Below are 16,497 nucleotides of genomic sequence, written 5' to 3'. Positions count from 1 at the left end.
AGCGCGCATAAGCTCTCCTTAACGCTCAATACGTATTGTGGGCGTGCAACAGGCCAGCGCGGAATGGTAGGCGACCTTCATTGACGACAGCGGTTCCCCTTCGATTACATTCATCGCTGCCCGCGGCTCCGGACGGCTGGGCTACTCCGATGCTGGTCGCCCAGAACATCGGTCATCGACGCACGGCTGTTCTCGTCATAGGCACCGATGCGGCCAAGCTGGACCTCCCGCAGCTTCCAGCAGAAGACATCGAGCTTTCGGTTGTTCCAGGGTGCGACACCCTGGAGAACCTGCAAACGATCGTGGAGGCGTCACAATCCCACCTGATCCTGCTCGACATTCAATTCGCAGACTTGTGCGGCGTCCAGATCTGCCGCCAGCTGAAACACAGCTCGGTGACGTCTGAAATACCGGTGATCCTGGTCACTGCCGAGGGCGATATCGATGGAAGGATCGCAGGTTTTGGGGCCGGGGCGGCTGACTGTGTCTCCAGCACGATCGACAGCCGGGAACTTGGTGCGCGCCTCAACGCGCAACTCGCATCGAGCCGCAGCCGCAAGCAGGTTCTGAGCCAGGACGAACAGCTTCGGACCGCACTCGCCAGCATGAGCCAGGGCGTTTGCCTCTTCCATGCGGACGGTACATTGGCCTTGTCCAACCGTCGCTACGCCGAGGTTTACGGCGTCGACCCAGCCTTGATCCATCCCGGGCAGTCGCTCGAAGACATCATCAAGCTGAGAGACGAAGTCGGAGCCGTTCCGAAGATGTCCATGGAGGAATACCTCGAATGGGCGCAGGACACGAACGCCGGCGCTTCGTCGCAAGTCTGGATAAGGGAACTTAAATCCGGCAAGGTCATCCGGGGCTGTCATCAGCGTACGGCTGACGGCGGATGGGTATCGACGCATGAGGACGTGACCGAGGCGCGACTCGCCGAACGATCTCTTGCTGAAGCTCATGCGCAGGCCGAGCGCGCAGAGCAGGAGGCAAGAGCCGCCCATGCACGCCTGCTGGCCGCCTTCGAAGTCGTCCCGGAAGGCCTGGCACTGTTCGATGAAGATGATCGATTTGTGATGTGGAACCGCCGCTACGAGCAGCTTTACGCCGATAGCGGTGCCCCCCTCGTCAAGGGCATGGGTTTCGAGGACAGACTTCGCAGCGGGCTGCAGCGTGGCCAGTATCCCGACGCGATCGGCCGCGAGGAGGAATGGCTGGCCGACCGATTGACTCGTCATGCGGAGCCAAACAGCGCCCATGAGCAGCGCCTGCCGGGGAACCGATGGGTCCGGATAGAGGAACGACGCGTTTCCGGCGGCGGAAGCGTGGGGATCCGCGTCGACATCACGGATTTGAAGATGCGCGAGGCTTCCTTCCGGCTGTTGTTCGAAGGAAACCCCCTGCCGATGTGGGTTCAGGACCGGGAGAGCCTTCAATTTCTCGACGTCAACCAGGCGGCTCTTGATCACTACGGTTATGATCGCGACCTTTTTCTTTCCATGACACTCCTGGACATCCTTTCACCGGAGGACCGGGAAAGAATGAAAACCGCGGTCCCGGGTACGGAGCATGTCAGCGACGCCAATCGTTCTCAGCGGCATCGGACGGCGTGCGGCGCCGAAATCGAGGTCTTTATCTATTCGAGCCAACTTGCCTTCGACGCCCATCCGGCCTCACTGATTGCCGCAGTCGACGTCACCGAGCGAAAACGCGCGGAAAGGGCGCTGCTTCAGCATCGCGACGATCTGGAGGAAACAGTGCGCAGCAGAACGGCGGAAATTGCCCGTCAGGCTGCGGAACTGGAACGGATGCTCGATCAGGAGCGGCAGGTCAACGAACTGCAGCGGCAATTCGTCTCCATGGCGTCTCACGAATTCCGGACACCGCTTTCGATCATCGATGGCGCGGCGCAACGTCTCGTTCGCCGCAAGAACGCGGTGACGCCGGAATTCATCGGTGAGAAGACGGAGCAGATCCGCAGCGCGGTTTCGCGAATGCTGGAACTGATGGAAAGCATCCTCGCGGTTGGCCGCCTGGATCACGGCCACATCGACATCGTCCGCAAGCCATGCGCGCTGGGCGACATCATCAGGACCTGCAGTGCGCGGCAGGAAAGCATACGTAAATCGCACCGGTTCCTGCTCGATCTGGAGCGGCTTCCCTTAACGATTTACGGCGACGGTGCGGCGCTGGAGCAGGTATTCACCAATCTCTTCTCGAATGCGGTAAAATACGCGCCGGACTCTCCAGACGTCTATGTCACGGGGTGGCAGCAAAACGACTGTGTTCAGATTACCGTTCGCGACGAGGGCATAGGTATCGACGCGGACGACTTGCCCAAGATGTTCGGGCGCTATTTCCGGGCGAGAAGTTCATCCGGCATCGCCGGGACGGGTATCGGCCTCAACCTGGTGAAACAGGTGGTCGAGTTGCATCACGGCGAAATTCACGTGGACAGCGTCAAGGGTGAAGGAACCGTGTTTACAATCAAGCTGCCGATCGCCACGCCTGAGCAAACGGACAACGACGCGGCGCAGACGTTGACCGGTCAGATGGGCCTGCCGATCGAGGTCCAGACGTAAAAGTAACAACACGCGGCTCAGCGTGATTGCGGACCCCGGCTGTGATCGGCCGTCTTGTCCCCGGTCATCTGGGCCCTAGATCCGGCACATGGACGCTGAGCGAATCACAGGTTCTACCAAATCGGCAAGCCCGTCTTCGCGGAAACCTCTCCAGAGGCCGAGCCCGGCCATTGTGGAACAAGTTGAGCGCCTACTGGGTGGGCGCACGCGGAATATCCGGCTCAATGGCGAGCTGGCCCGGCTTTTTCGCGAACGCTCCTGGCCGCAGACCGCCAAGATCATCCGCGCCTGGATGATCTGGGTCAGCGTGCTCGACGTCCTGACGTTGGGCCTCTACGCGATCCTGCTTCCGACCGAAACCGTGATGTTGATGCTTTGGCCGGCATCCATCCTTCCCCCCGCAGCTCTCGTCGCCGCTATGGTCTTTCTGCAGCCGCGCGCTTTGTGGCTGCAGGGAGTTTTCCTACTCTCGGCTGTGTTTTTCATCCTCCTGTCCGTAGCCCTGGTGGGCGTCAGCGCCGGTGGCGAGTTTTATGAGCGCCATCTGACCATCATGCTTTTTGTGGCCGTCACTGCCATCATCATATTCCCCATCCTGCTTGGCTGGGCCATGGCGATCGGTGCTTCGGCCCTTGGTATCTACCTCGTGTTTCAACTGCACAATCCAGGTATCGAGGTGGGAAGTGCTCTGGCCAGCGCTCTGTTTTTCGCGAGCGGTGTGGCAGCAACCATCGTTGCCCGACGCACCGCAACGATCCTGGCTCACAAGAGCTTCTTGCTCGAGTTGCGAGACCGAAGTCGCCTCGCCGAGCTTGCTGACGCCAATTCCCAGCTGGAACTGCTTGCACGAACCGACCCGCTGACCGGTGTCGCCAACCGGCGCTCGATGATGGAAACGCTCTATCGTTTCTGGAACGAGGACCTAACACGAACCAGAGGCGCGGCGATGCTGATGTGCGATGTCGACGACTTCAAGCGCCTCAACGATAGTCTCGGGCATGCCGAAGGCGATCGCTGCCTGGTGAAGGTTGCCGGCATCATTCAGAGCAGCATGAGAGACGAACGGGACCAGGTCGCCCGTTACGGCGGCGAAGAGTTTCTCGTCTTCCTCCCGGGCGCGGATGAACAGGAGGCCAGGATTGTCGCCGAAAGAGTTCGCAGCCGCGTAGAAGCGGCGTCGCTTCCAAACCCCACCTCCCGCGTCGTTCCTTATGTCACGGTCAGCATCGGAGTAGCGGCGCTGATGCAGGACCGTGAACCCGTCTCGGCGGAGCATCTTCAGCGCCAGGCGGACGCCGCACTCTACCTTGCCAAGAAGGCCGGCCGGAACTGTCTGATAGTCCATGTCCCGGAGACCGGGCAACCCTCCGATTAAACCTGCCCACTCGGGTGGTTGGTCGGGGACGAAATCAAGTTCCAATATCCCGTCTGCCGACCGAGCCAGCGAAATCCTCCTTGAGTAGGACTGACGAACCCGGATATCGATCAACCGCAAGCCGGCGAGCCAAGCCTACAACATCGAAGTCTACATATGATGATGGCTTGGCGGTTGCACGCCAAGCCATCATCCCCTCTTCGAAAGATTAGTGCCCTTTACGGCGAAAGTTCCTCCAGAACCTGGCCCTTGGTCTCGACCGCGAAGAGGGCCGTCACCAGGGCACCAACGAGAAGGATCGCTGCGAACGCGCCGAAGACATACTGGATGCCCATCGACGACATGACCCAACCCACCGCGATAGGGCCTGCGGAGGATCCGAGACGGAGCCAGGCGCTGCCCGTGCCCGTGCCAATGGCACGAAGGCGGGTCGGGTAGATTTCCGCCGAATAGAGATAGAGCGAGAAAGTGACGGTCTGGACGATGGCGTAGGCGAGACCGGCCAGGATCAGGACCTGTGTTGCCGACGTCGCACCCAGCCAGGCGAGGATGGCAAGCGGGATCGGCGCGATCAGAAGGGCACCGGTGTACCAGCGCTTGCGGCCGACCTTGTCGATGAGCAATGCGCAGATTACCGCCGCGATCACGCCACCGACCGAGGTGATGAACCCGTATAGGATGCTGGTTTCCAGCGGCAGGTTGAATGTCTGGCGATAGAGGGTCGGAAGCCAGGTGATCGTCCCATTGGCGACTATATAGGCACAGAACCACATCGCCCAGATCGACAGCGTGCGCTTGAGGTAGATGCCCTGGAAAAGTTCGCGCCAGTCCGATCGACGACGGACGGGGGCGGCTACGATTTTCGGCTCCGGCAGCTCCTTGCCGGCAGCACGAGCGCTGTTCTCCAACTTGGTGACGATGCGGTCGGCTTCCTCATAGCGGCCGTTGGCGGCGAGCCAGCGAGGCGATTCATTGAGGAACCAGCGCAGCGGGATCATCAGGACGGCCGGGATCAGGCCGACGACGAACATCGCCTTCCAGCCATAGGCCGGGACCATGAAATAGCCGATCAGGCCTGCGCCGACGAGACCGAGCAGAAACATGACCTCATACAGCAGGAAGAAGCGGCCCCGCCCCTTCGAGCTGATCAACTCGTTGATATATGCACTCGCGACCGGAACTTCTCCGCCGGTTCCGATGCCTTGGATGAAACGAAATGCCATCATCATGCCGGCGCCGGCCGCAAAAAGGCATGCGACGTCCATGCTGACGAATAGCAGGATGGTGAATAGCAGCACTTTGAGACGGCCGATCCGTTCGGCAAGCCAGCCAAAGCAAATGGCGCCGATCAACTGCCCCAGGTAGCCCATCGACAAGATCATTCCCGTCTGTCCTGGGGTCAAACCCCACTCGCGGACAAGAACCGGCATGGCATAGGCTATGGCAATGACGGTGTAGCCGTCAAAGAACGTCGCTGCGCCGACGATATTTCGAGCCCAGAAGACCTCCCGGGTCACTGGCAGCCGTTCCAGGCGGGCGCTGATTTCAGCTTGGGTATCGACGGCCGGCGACTGCGCGGCCATCCGTTGTTCGATATTCATGTTTCCTCCCTCTGCCTGGCCCACTCTCCCGGCCTGGCGTCGAACCTACGTGTTGGATGTCTTAAACTTCGGGACCCTTTGGCATGCTGTGGTTGTGGATCCGGAAGGCATGGCTCTCTCTCATCGGCCAACCGGGCACCAGCGTGACAGACGGTGCGACGGCCGCGCATCACTCCCCGATGCGACCGCGATCCCCTATCCGTAAAAAGCCCCCGCTTGAGAGGCGGGGGCGTCCTCAGTCACTCGGCTGCCAGAAGCTGCTCAACCCGGCCAATGCCGGCAGCATCGAAGGCTGCAAAGATCTCCGCTTCGGCCTTTTCGCCGAGGTTCTTCAGCGGCTCGCGGATCGTGGCATGGTCAAGCACACCACGATGGACAAGCCCAAGCTTGAGGGCGACGGTGCCTTCCATATGGGAACCACGGTGGTAGACGGCACGGGTGACCGGAAGGAGACGTTCGAAGATCCGGCGGGCTTCCGGATAGTTCTGCGCCTTTCCTGCCTCGATCAGGTCGATCAGCAGCTCCGGCGTGATATTGCCGTAGCCGACAAGCAGGCCGTCGACATCGAACATGGTCGGCAGCAGCCATTCGTCATGGCAGCTCAGGATCTGCAGGTTCGGGTTGGCCTTCTTGAGTTCCGGAATCTCGACGTACCAGCGCTTCATGTTTCGAACGCCGTTTTTGGTGGCGACGACGCCATCCTGGGTCGCGATCGCAAGCTGGGTGTCCAGGTCGTAGGAAGCCTTGGTCGCATCCGGGTACTGGAACAGGATGCACTGCAGGCCCGATTCCTGCCAGATTGCCTTGTAGCGATCCTGCGGGGCGCCTTTCTGGAAGCCGAAACGCAGCCAGCCGTGGTTCGGATAGACAAGAGCACCGGTCGCGCCGGCAGACTTGCACTTCTTGGCTTCTTCAGCGGCGACCCTGGTGCCCTCGCCGGTGATGCCAGCAATGATTGGAACCCGACCATCGACGGCTTCGAAATAGGTGCGGATGAGCTTCAGGCGCTCTTCCTCGGTCAGGAACGTACCTTCGCCGGCATGGCCAAGGATAACCAGGCTCTTGACGCCGTCCATGCCGGCAAGCCATTTGGCAATACGGGCATTGGCCGGATAATCGACCTCTCCGTCGCGGGTAAACGCGGTAACGGGTGCCGGGCTCAGGCCTCTCAGATCCATCGTTGGCATAGATTGTCTCCTCCTAGATAGCCGCTGTCCGCCTTCGTGATCAGCGACGGGATCGTTAATGGGAACGTTCCCACTATCGTTTCCGATTTTACTGGAGTCAAGATTTTTTTTGTTGCATGGTTGGCGCGTTGATCACGAGAACGCCGCAGATGGAAAAAAGCGAAATGGATTCAAAACCCGAAGAAGCGAGCCGCCAGACACGGGTGACCATCCTTGATGTTGCGTCGGCAGCTGGCGTTTCGAAATCGACGGTATCGCGCATCCTCGATGAACGACTTCCCCGATCCGACAACGAGACCTCGCGCCGCGTCCGGAAAATCGCCCAAGACATGGGTTATGTCCGAGACATCTCCGCGGCGAGCCTCCGACGCGGCAACACGATGACTGTCGGCGTGATCGTTCCCCGGCTGACCGATACCGTCATGGCAATGCTTTATGAAGCCCTGGCAAAAGCGTGCAGCAAAAGTGGCCGCTTCGCGATTGTCGCAACGACGGATGACAAGCCCAAGGCCGACAGACTTGCTGCCGAGTCTCTTCTGAAACGAGGCGTCGACGGCTTGATCCTTTCGACTGCACGCGAGGATGACGATTTTCCCGACGAGCTGGGGGCCCGGGGTGTACCTTTCGTCCTGGCTTTGCGTACCGATGGACGGAGCCTGTCTTCGGTGGGCGACGACAGGCTGGGCGGCTATCTGGCGACGCGCCACCTCCTGGATCTCGGTCATCGTCGTATCGGAGTAATTGCCGGTCCTTCATATGCTTCCAGCTCGCGCGGGCGCGTCGAAGGCTACAGGCAGGCACTGGAAGAGGCCGCGATCTCGGTCCGCCCGGATTGCATTGTGCCGTCGACCTTCGGGATCGACGCCGGAGCGGATGCGGCCCTGCAGCTCATGCGCCTCGAAGAGCGTCCGACGGCGATCTTTGCCGTGAACGACAACACCGCGATCGGTGCTCTTTCCGGCCTGTCACGCCTCGGAATATCCGTACCCAATGATGTTTCAGTCGTCGGATACAACGATATCCCGATCGTCAGTCATCTTCCGACACCGCTCACGACACTGCGCGTCCCCTTCGAGCAGATTGCGTCAAATGCTTTGGATCTGCTCACGATTGGCGCCACTTCGGCTGACGATCGAATCCGTATTTCGGCTCCGACCCTCATACCCAGAAAATCGTCCGCCAGCCCAGTTCTTGAAGGGCGTTGAACTATTGCCCTGCTGATCGCTTGGCAAGACGGCAGCGCCGTGCGCCGGCCGTTCAATGGACGCGCAGCTCCGACTGCCGCGTCTGGATGGGACCAAATTCACGCTACCTGCCTCCATCGTGCCCCGACTTTCATGCCCACTATAACCATACGAGCGGCATCCTCCGCCGCCCGCGCAAGCAGTTTTGGCGCGAACGAAATGGCATCTTCCAACGAGCAAGGTCTGCTCAATATCGAGGCGAAGGCATCGATGCCGTGCTCGAAATTGAGCCGTACGCCCTTTCCGATAGTCCCGGCGAGCGCGATGACAGGCACACCGGCACCTTTTGCCCGTGCAGCCACTTCGGCCGGGACCTTTCCGAAAGGGGTCTGCCCGTCAAGACTGCCTTCCGCGGTGATGACCAAGTCGGCCTGCCGGATGAAACGGTCGAGCTCCAGATATTGCATGACGATATCGTAGCGTGGGTGCAGCCTGCCGCCAAGGAGACCGAGGACCGCGGCACCGAGCCCGCCCGACGCGCCAGAGCCGGGCGCCAGGCCGACATCGAAACCCGTCGAGCTTTGAATAGCGCCGGCATACGTCTCCATGGCAGTGGCGAGCAATTCCACCTGTTCCGGCGTGGCTCCCTTCTGTGGTCCAAAGATCCGCGCGACGCCCCGTTCGCCGAGAAGCACATTGTGCCAGTTCACGGCAGCGTCGATGCGCACACGGTCAAGGCGCGGATCCCGGCCGCTCGCATCAATTGCGGCGAGGCGGGTAAGTGCGGCGCCGCCACGAGGCAAAACCTCGCCCGACACGTCAAGAAGCCGGATACCCAGTGCTTCGGCCATACCGGCGCCACCGTCATTGATACCGCTGTCACCGCAGCCAAGAAGGATGCGGTGCGCGCCCCTGTCAAGCGCGGCGCGGACGAGTTCGCCAACGCCGTAGCTTGTCGTCAGGCAGGGGTTGCGCTGGTTGCGTGGCACGAGGCCAAGTCCGGCGGCGGCGGCCATCTCGATCACGGCAGTGGGCTCGCTGTCGCCGCCCAAGAAGCCGAAATGTGCCTCGACCGGATTGTTGACGGGACCGGTCACCGTCAGATGATGCAGGGTGCCGCAGGTCGCCTTGATGAGCGCCTTGGTAAACCCCTCGCCGCCGTCGACCATTGGCGCCTTGAGAACGGTCGCGCCGGGAAGAGCGCGCAGGACGCCGGTCTCGATGCAGTCCGCCGCCTGATCGGCCGAGAGGCTTTCTTTAAACCCGGAGGGCGCGACGAGAACCGTGAATGCCATTGGGTGTTCCTTCCATTGTGACAAGGATGTGACAGGGGAGGAACGGGGGAGAACCTGGTCTATTCCGGCAGCGACAAAATAAATTAGCCGACTAATAAAAAAGGCCGCACGCGGGCGACCTTTCCCTTGTGTTGCCCCGACATTCAGTGCAGCGGCAGGCCCTGCAGCGGCCAGGCGAGCGTGGCAAAGACCACGATCAGCGCGACGAACGGAACGATCAGCAAACCGGCAAACCGGATCAGGTCGGCTTGTCCGAAAGGCGGCGGATCCATTGCGGCAAATAGCGCCACCGGCTTGGCGGATACCATCAGCGTCTGGCAGAAGCCGCTTCCCAGTGTGACGACCATCACCAAATTGAGCGGATCAACACCGAGAGCTGCGGCCGGCAAGGCAAGCGCAGGTATGAGGATGGTTACCCTCGCCGTGCGCGAGGTGATGACGAGGTGCGAGAGCGTCGAGACGATTGCTGCGAAGGCGACGATCAGCGCAGGCCAGGTGGCAATGCCATTGCCTGCAAGCCCAACCACCCGCTCGGCCAGCACCTGCGCCGTCCCCGTCTCAAGCAACGCCTCGCCGATGACGAGCGTGCCGGCCAGGAAGAGCAGGAGGTTCCACTCCACGCCCCTGAGAGCTGTTTTCAGCGGCAGGCCGGAGACCCTTTGGTTGGCCAATAGAAGAGCCGCGGCGATGCCAATCAGAGGCATGCCGATGCCGTGCATGGGCTGGGCCGCGAAGAGGAGGATCATTGCGCCGGTGATGGCGAGCACGGTCCATTGCTGGGGTGTCAGGGAGGTGGGAGTTTCGTCGGCGATCGGCTTCGCGATCGCCATCGCCCGCTCGTCCCCGGTAAGGAAAAGGCGCAGCAGCACCGCGCAGGCGCCGAGCGAACACAGCAGCGAGAACGGGCCGGCCAGCGCGATCCAGCCCAAGAAGCCGGGACTTTGCCCGCGCAGGTGCTCCATCATGCCGGCGGCGACGAGGTGAGCGCCGGCGCCGATCAGCGACGCTCCAGCGGAGAGCAGGATGACCGAGGGAAAAAGCAGCGCGAGTGCCAGGTTGACCCGCGCATTGCCGATCGCCGCCGCGAGCCCGAGATAAACGGGCGCCAACATTGCCGCTCGGGCCGAGGTCGAGGGAATGATGAAGGCGGTGGCGAAGATCAAGAAGGTGAGCGCCCAGAACAGGCCCTGCACGGTCCCGAACCGGGCGAGCAGCCGGCGGATGATGTGTTCGATCACGCCGACCTGCCGCAGCACACCGGCAACGACGAACGCTGCCAGCATCAACCAGACGATTTCATTGCCGAGGGAGCGATAGAGCACGTCCTCGTCGATCGCGCCGAAGACAGCCAGAACCGCAGCACCGGCGAGTGCAACGGGCGTATCCGGCAGGTCGAGGATGGTCCAGGCGGTCGTCGTTGCGACAAAGACAGCGAGCGTCAGCCGCATGGGCATGGTGAGGCCGTCAATTGCCAGGAAGATCAGCATGCCGCTGAACGTGAGCACGATTGCCGCCGCGATCTGCTTGACGCGGGTGAGCGGTACCGTGCGCTCCAAGGTCGCAGACGGTTCCCCACGCCGATCGGCGTGGGGTCCGGGAGGGGCGATTGCATAAAGGGCCATCATACCCTCCTTTCAGTCTCTCAGGCTGCGGTTCAGTCGTCGTCGGACGACGAATTCGAAGAGGAATTGGAAGAAGAATTCGAGTTTGAGTTGCTCGATGAGTTAGACGAGCCGTTCGAACTGGAATTGCTCGACGAATTGGAATTGCTGTTGGAGTTCGAGTTCGAGCTGGAATTGCTCGAGGAATTCGACGAGCTGTTGGAATTGCGGTTCGAGCTCCACTCACCGCGCCGATCGTCATCCCGACTGCGGCTGTAGCGGACGTGGCTCGCCGTGCTGCCGCGCGTCATTTTCTGCAAAAAGCGATGCACCGGGTCGTCGGCGACAGCAGGTGCAGGTGCTGCGGCGCCGATCAACAGGAATGCGCTCAGGGCTGAGATGAACTTCTTCATGGCACTTCTCCTTTGAGGGACAGCCTCGTTGGCTGCGAGTGAGAAACGGCAATGGGCGAGGATTATTCCAGGCAAAACAGAATATTTTTCAACAAGATAGGCCATAGACAGGATCCACGCGGCATCGCCGCCGCTGTGCGAGTCAGCGACGGGCAGATCGGGCGGTCCTCGTTGAAAAGGTCATCGCTGGGCGCGGGCGAACCGGCGATACCAGCCATCGGCGGCAAGCGTCTTTCGCCAGATCGTCTTTCGCACAGTGCCCTCGGCAGCGCTTTCGGCGCGGATATCGGCGGCGAGGTCGGATGTCTCGCGGTGGAAGGGGATAACCTGGACGATCGGCGTGCCACGTTCCAGCACATGCAGGCCGTCCTCGCCGGTGGCGAAGAAAGGGAAGTGAATTTCCGATTGGTAGGTGTCTGTGTCGACGACGCCTGCGACGACCTCGAAGACACCGTTCGGGCGGTTGAGCGGCGGTACGAAGAGGCAGCTCCAGCCGGGCGGAGTGCGGATGGTCCAGTGGTTGTGGAATTTGCAGGGCGGCATTGAATCACGCGGATGGCCGGCAACCTGATGGCCGGCGTGATTGCTGACCATCGTCCGGTCGAAATCCCAACCGCAATCGACGTTCTTGCCGTCAGCAGAAATTTCCAGCCGGACAGTGGCTGACAGGCCGATAATCCAGCCAGCTGCCATGGCATCGAGGAATGGCATGCAGCGCTTCACCGTCAGGCCGCTGTTTGTGGGGGAGATATGGGCGTGGTCCACCGGTGGAAGCTTCCGGAACCAGTCCGGGAGCGCCGTTTTGGCCCGAACCGGCGGCGGGATCACTCCTTCGTCTTCCTTGCGGCACGAAAAGATCAGTCGGGGCTGTGGCTTCCTCAGAAGGGTAAGTGCCATGGCGGTTCTCCTCATGAATTGATGCGAGAAGAACGACGCCGGGAAAGATTTATTCCTGATTTGCGAAAATAATCGTCAGGGTGCGAGGGCCGCTCGCTCCTCTTCGGCGGACAGCGGTGTACCGGCCTGGATCGACGAAAGATATACATCGATCGTTTCTTGCGAGGAGGCCGGCACATAGCCCTCGGCTGTCGCAGATGTCAGCGCGAGCTGTGTCACCCAGGCTTGATCATGTCGGCAGGCGATGGAGAGCGTGCTGCCCGACGCTTGCTTCAATTCGTATTCGCGGCAGAGAGAGCCGTTTTTGTCGCGAAAGGTGGCGATGATATGCAGCATCTCTCCGGACCCGAGCGCAATATCCCGGCCGGAGGCTTCGCGGTCCAGCACCCCGGCGACCTGGGCGCTGGAATTCATCGCGGATGGGTTCCGATTGAGACCTATTGTGAAACCGACAACACCGGTGATCACCAGAACAATGCCTGCCGCCAGGGGCATGACCCAGCGGTGCTCTGCCCAGCGCTTCACCTGTTGCTGCCTCGGGCGCAAGGCCACGACGTTGCTGCCTTCGGATTGCCTGCCTTGCGCTTCGTCCGCCATGCGGCGCACGGATGCCAGCAGCGCCTCCGGCAACGGCTCGTCGATCAACGGTTTCAACGCGCTGGCGACCAGCAGGCGGCTTTCGAGGAACACAGCCAGCCGCTCGGCCAGTGCCTCGTCCGCCGCAAGGGCTGTTTCAAGCCTGACGCTTGTCGCCTCATCGAGTTCGCCGTCTGCGAACGCCATCAATGTCTCGTCGTCAAAATCATATCGGGTCATACGATGCCGCCTTTCGCATCGGACGAACGTCGTTCCCCGAAACTTATTCCTGTCAGCTCTGCAAGATTTTTTCGTGCCCGGGCGAGACGGCTCATCACAGTTCCAATCGGGATCGACAGCACGTCGGCTGCGTCGTGGTAGCTCAGTTCTTCGACACAGACCAGCACCAGCACTTCGCGCTGCTCGTCCGGCAGCTTCTGTAGCGCAGCGATGACTTGGAGCAGGTCCATGCGAGCAAGCGATGCGGCCTCGCCGGATGGAATGGAGATCCCGCTTGCTTCTTCCAGGTCGGCCTGAGGACCGGCCGTTTTTTGGCGCCTCAGATGGTCGATCCACAGATTGCGTAGAATGCGAAACATCCACGCGTCGAACCTGCTGTCGGGCGCAAAACTGTCAGCGGCAAGGATCGCGCGCTCGCACGCCGCCTGCACCAGATCGTCGGCAAGCTCCCTTGAGCGGCAGAGCGATATCGCAAACCGTCTCAGGTTCGGCAGGAAGGCAACCAGCCGTTCCGGTACTGTCTGCATGTCGGTGGCCATCCCACTTTTTTGCATGGCAGGGAATAAGCTGTCGAGTCAAACGTACTTCCGGGATAGGTTAATCGGAAGCAGCTTCGCAGTCTGAGAAACTGGATCGGGAAAGCTGCCACGGAGACAGATCATGCTGCTCATAGTCATAGTAAAATCATTGCGCTGTCTTGCTGCCATAGTCACCGTGGGAGCAATCATGGCCCTGCCCCTGCCCCTGAGCGGAGTTGCATTCACCATTCCCGCCGCGCTTGCCGATGACGACGATGGAGATGACGATGGTGGCGACGATGACGGCGGCGGTGAAAGTGGAGGACGCGGTGGCAGCGACGGATATTATCGTGGTGGAGGCGGGTTAACCGACCTACGTTCGCTCTTTCGCTGGCCTTCCCGGGAGCGTCGTGCACCCGCGAGCGGTGCGATCCCAGTGCCAGTCCGTTCGCAGAACGAGCTTGTCGCGATGGACCTTGAGGAAGCCGCTATCATCGGGTTGGTCCAGGAGGGGTTCGTCATTGAAGATCGCACCCAGGTTTCGATCATTGGCAGCGAAATGGTCCGGCTTACCGTGCCGCGTAACATGACGCTCGCTGCAGCGCGTGCTGCAGTTGTTGCTCGCAGCGCGACGGCGTCGGTCGATTTCAACCACTTCTACCAGCCGCAAACGGAAACCAGAGGAGGCTGCACGGGGCATGGCTGTGCCCTTGTCCGCGAGATCGTTGGTTGGCCGGCCGGCGAGGTCGCGGGATGTTCGAAGCAACACCGCATCGGTCTCATCGACACGGCGATCAATATCGACCACATGGCCCTGATGAACAGCCGGCTGGAGGTCATTCGTCTCGGTAACGAGGAGGAGACGAAATCCGGGGCGCAGCATGGCACTGCTGTCGCCGCCCTTCTGGTCGGCACCTCAGACAGTCGGGTTCCAGGCCTGCTACCGGGAGCCGAGCTCATCGCCGTCGATGCCTTTCGGCGCTTTGGCAGATCGGCGGATATTGCCAGCACGTATGATCTCGTGCGCGCGCTCGATCTGCTAAGCCAACGTGACGTCAAGGTCGTCAACCTGAGCTTGACCGGTCCGGCAAACGCGCTGCTGGAGAGGTCAGTGGAAGCGGCGACCGGCCGCGGCATGATCCTCGTGGCGGCCGCCGGCAATGACGGTCCAAATGCCAAGCCCGTTTACCCCGCGGCCTATGGCGATGTGATTGCCGTGACGGCAGTCGACAAGGCGCGCAACCCTTACCGACGTGCCGTCCGGGGCGATCATATCGACATTGCTGCTCCCGGCGTCGGCGTCTGGACTGCGGCGTCCATTTCCGGTGCCCGACAGAAAACCGGAACATCCTTCGCCGCACCCTTCGTAACGGCAGCAGTCTCGATGTTGATTGCTGAGGAGCCGGGTATGTCGCTTGAAAGACTGGAAGCCAAGATAAGTCAATTGACGGACGACATTGGGGAGCCCGGGAAAGACCCTGTGTTCGGTTGGGGTCTCCTAGACGCAAGTGAGCTTTGCAAAGGCAACGGCGAGATCAAGCCATCCGCCCTATGAGCCCGAGCGTCGGGCGCTCGTGTCCAGAATCTGAAGGTCTAAACCTTCAGGCGGGAACAGCTGGAACGTGGTGCTGAGGAATAGCCGTGTTTCAGCCGGGAACAATATATTTGGAGGTATTATGCCGGTAAAAGGCGCAGGCTTGCGGATCATATTATCGGTCATCTCAAGCGCCCTGCTGACGCCAAATGTCCGGCATGCCAGCGCTATACTCACACCGCGTTGCGCCACTGCTTTCTCGGCCGGCTCTCAGCGCTGAGATGGCCGCGTCATTTTTTTCCGAGAGCCTCCTTCAGCAGATCCGCCTGCATGCTCAAGTCGGCATACATCCGCTTCAATCGGCGGTTCTCTTCCTCAAGAGCCTTCATCTGGCTCATCATCGAAGCGTCCATACCGCCATACTTCGCCCGCCACTTGTAAAAACTGGCAGTGCTGATGCTATGCTCCCGGCAAAGCTCAGGCCCAGGAACTCCGCCTTCCGCCTGGCGCAACACCGCCATGATCTGCGCTTCGGTAAATCGGCTTTTCTTCATCAAAATCTCCTCGAGCATCTTGCCGAGAAAATTCTACTTTTGAAGACCCTTATTCACGGGGAGGATTACCCTTTGCGCCTCGCCGATGGAAGCATGAAGCCAGACGGCCGCCTCCCACTTACAGCGCGGCTCCGGCAGCAACTGGAGAGCCCAGCGCCAAACCGATATTGCCGCTTTCGCATCTCCGCGATCAAACAGATCATTTCCCTGTTCGGAAAGTTCCGTGACGCGGTCGTGGATATCGTCGGGAAGCCCCTCTTGCGCATTATTCAACGCGAGCAGCCTTTGTTTCCGATAGAGAACTTCACTTCTAACGAGGAAGTATCGAAACTTCTAAAGCGTCGTTCATGAAGCAGTAAACCCCCCCCGCCGACCAGAGCCTGTAAGCCTCATCGAAAGAATTAGCCAAAGACGTTAACGGAGATAGCAAATACCGCGTTACGTCCAAATTTGTGGAAAGTTGATACACAGCTTCCTTGAGTTCAAGCATTATTTCTTCGGAAACCAAGTAATTATCTCTAAACATATCTGATATAAAATCCACATAGTCCGCGTGAATAATGTCATCTCGTCTAGTGTGATCTTCCACCTCTTTGGAATTAGTCACAAAAGATACCGGGAGCGCAAGAATTTCATCGCTGAGGTCATTGAGATTTTTGTCTGACAAAAGTTTCGTGACTTCTAGCTGAAACTTTGCTGCGATCTCTAACGCCTCAGCACTTGAAACCCGCTTGTTTTCATCCGGCCTCCAATAACCGCGATTGACGTTCCCTTCGAAGAACGCATGCAATCGGCTTGTGGCGGCTTCGCCTTGCTCGAATGGTGCAAAAATCGTCTTGAGTTCTGCAAAGCTCTGATGCTCTCGGAAGAGATTTGCAAAATGCCCATTGGGAAATGCATTTGCATCGCTGCAAAATATCGTCCAATCGTCGAGTAAACTCAT

13 protein-coding genes and 1 pseudogene are annotated in these 16,497 nt (G+C 60.2%); 4 read left to right on the top strand and 10 right to left on the bottom strand.

The window, feature by feature from the left end:
- Nucleotides 1-149: 149 nt before the first annotated feature.
- Nucleotides 150-2,579, top strand: coding sequence for a PAS-domain containing protein (locus C5J24_RS24545; protein ID WP_105421628.1), 2,430 nt, complete (start codon nucleotides 150-152; stop codon nucleotides 2,577-2,579).
- 88 nt (nucleotides 2,580-2,667) lie between these two features.
- A complete protein-coding gene (locus C5J24_RS24540) occupies nucleotides 2,668-3,954 on the top strand; it encodes a diguanylate cyclase (protein WP_105421626.1) in 1,287 nt (428 codons plus the stop codon).
- Nucleotides 3,955-4,172: 218 nt separating this feature from the next.
- On the opposite strand, the gene C5J24_RS24535 is transcribed toward C5J24_RS24540, so the two are convergent.
- Together C5J24_RS24535 and C5J24_RS24530 are read right to left on the bottom strand one after the other, a co-directional pair.
- Nucleotides 4,173-5,555, bottom strand: a complete 1,383-nt coding sequence (locus C5J24_RS24535; protein WP_105421624.1) for an MFS transporter — start codon at nucleotides 5,553-5,555, stop codon at nucleotides 4,173-4,175.
- Nucleotides 5,556-5,794: 239 nt separating this feature from the next.
- A complete protein-coding gene (locus C5J24_RS24530) occupies nucleotides 5,795-6,742 on the bottom strand; it encodes a dihydrodipicolinate synthase family protein (RefSeq protein ID WP_172724128.1) in 948 nt (315 codons plus the stop codon).
- 164 nt (nucleotides 6,743-6,906) lie between these two features.
- On the opposite strand from C5J24_RS24530, the gene C5J24_RS24525 reads away from it, so the two are divergent.
- Nucleotides 6,907-7,947, top strand: coding sequence for a LacI family DNA-binding transcriptional regulator (locus tag C5J24_RS24525; protein ID WP_105401879.1), 1,041 nt, complete (start codon nucleotides 6,907-6,909; stop codon nucleotides 7,945-7,947).
- Between the two features lie 98 nt (nucleotides 7,948-8,045).
- Here the strand turns inward: C5J24_RS24525 and C5J24_RS24520 are convergent, their stop codons facing one another.
- The 6 genes from C5J24_RS24520 to C5J24_RS24495 form a co-directional block, all read right to left on the bottom strand.
- Nucleotides 8,046-9,221 (bottom strand): glycerate kinase, encoded by a 1,176-nt coding sequence (locus C5J24_RS24520; protein ID WP_105421620.1) that lies wholly within the window; start codon nucleotides 9,219-9,221, stop codon nucleotides 8,046-8,048.
- A gap of 143 nt (nucleotides 9,222-9,364) precedes the next feature.
- Nucleotides 9,365-10,843 (bottom strand): SLC13 family permease, encoded by a 1,479-nt coding sequence (locus C5J24_RS24515; protein ID WP_119796990.1) that lies wholly within the window; start codon nucleotides 10,841-10,843, stop codon nucleotides 9,365-9,367.
- 32 nt (nucleotides 10,844-10,875) lie between these two features.
- On the bottom strand, nucleotides 10,876-11,235 hold the full coding sequence (locus C5J24_RS32065; protein WP_172724127.1) for a hypothetical protein: 360 nt from the start codon (nucleotides 11,233-11,235) through the stop codon (nucleotides 10,876-10,878).
- 180 nt (nucleotides 11,236-11,415) lie between these two features.
- The gene (locus C5J24_RS24505; RefSeq protein WP_105421616.1) at nucleotides 11,416-12,132 is read right to left on the bottom strand and encodes a DUF6065 family protein; all 717 of its coding nucleotides are present in this window, start codon (nucleotides 12,130-12,132) and stop codon (nucleotides 11,416-11,418) included.
- A 75-nt stretch (nucleotides 12,133-12,207) separates the two neighbouring features.
- Nucleotides 12,208-12,915 (bottom strand): hypothetical protein, encoded by a 708-nt coding sequence (locus tag C5J24_RS24500; protein ID WP_245437503.1) that lies wholly within the window; start codon nucleotides 12,913-12,915, stop codon nucleotides 12,208-12,210.
- A 29-nt stretch (nucleotides 12,916-12,944) separates the two neighbouring features.
- Nucleotides 12,945-13,487, bottom strand: a complete 543-nt coding sequence (locus tag C5J24_RS24495) for an RNA polymerase sigma factor (protein ID WP_105401796.1) — start codon at nucleotides 13,485-13,487, stop codon at nucleotides 12,945-12,947.
- A 121-nt stretch (nucleotides 13,488-13,608) separates the two neighbouring features.
- On the opposite strand from C5J24_RS24495, the gene C5J24_RS24490 reads away from it, so the two are divergent.
- The gene (locus C5J24_RS24490; RefSeq protein WP_105421612.1) at nucleotides 13,609-15,021 is read left to right on the top strand and encodes a S8 family serine peptidase; all 1,413 of its coding nucleotides are present in this window, start codon (nucleotides 13,609-13,611) and stop codon (nucleotides 15,019-15,021) included.
- A gap of 177 nt (nucleotides 15,022-15,198) precedes the next feature.
- On the opposite strand, the pseudogene C5J24_RS24485 reads toward C5J24_RS24490, so the two are convergent.
- Together C5J24_RS24485 and C5J24_RS24475 are read right to left on the bottom strand one after the other, a co-directional pair.
- A pseudogene (locus C5J24_RS24485) lies at nucleotides 15,199-15,554 on the bottom strand (transposase); the annotation flags it as partial.
- Nucleotides 15,555-15,864: 310 nt separating this feature from the next.
- Complete coding sequence (locus C5J24_RS24475) at nucleotides 15,865-16,497, bottom strand: hypothetical protein (protein ID WP_105401793.1); 633 nt, start codon at nucleotides 16,495-16,497, stop codon at nucleotides 15,865-15,867.

This window comes from Neorhizobium sp. T25_27 (assembly GCF_002968565.1).
In the GTDB taxonomy this organism is placed as follows: Bacteria; Pseudomonadota; Alphaproteobacteria; order Rhizobiales; family Rhizobiaceae; genus Neorhizobium; species Neorhizobium tomejilense.
The sequence above is the reverse complement of the archived record's forward strand: the minus strand, read 5'-3'. Positions and strand labels throughout refer to the sequence as shown.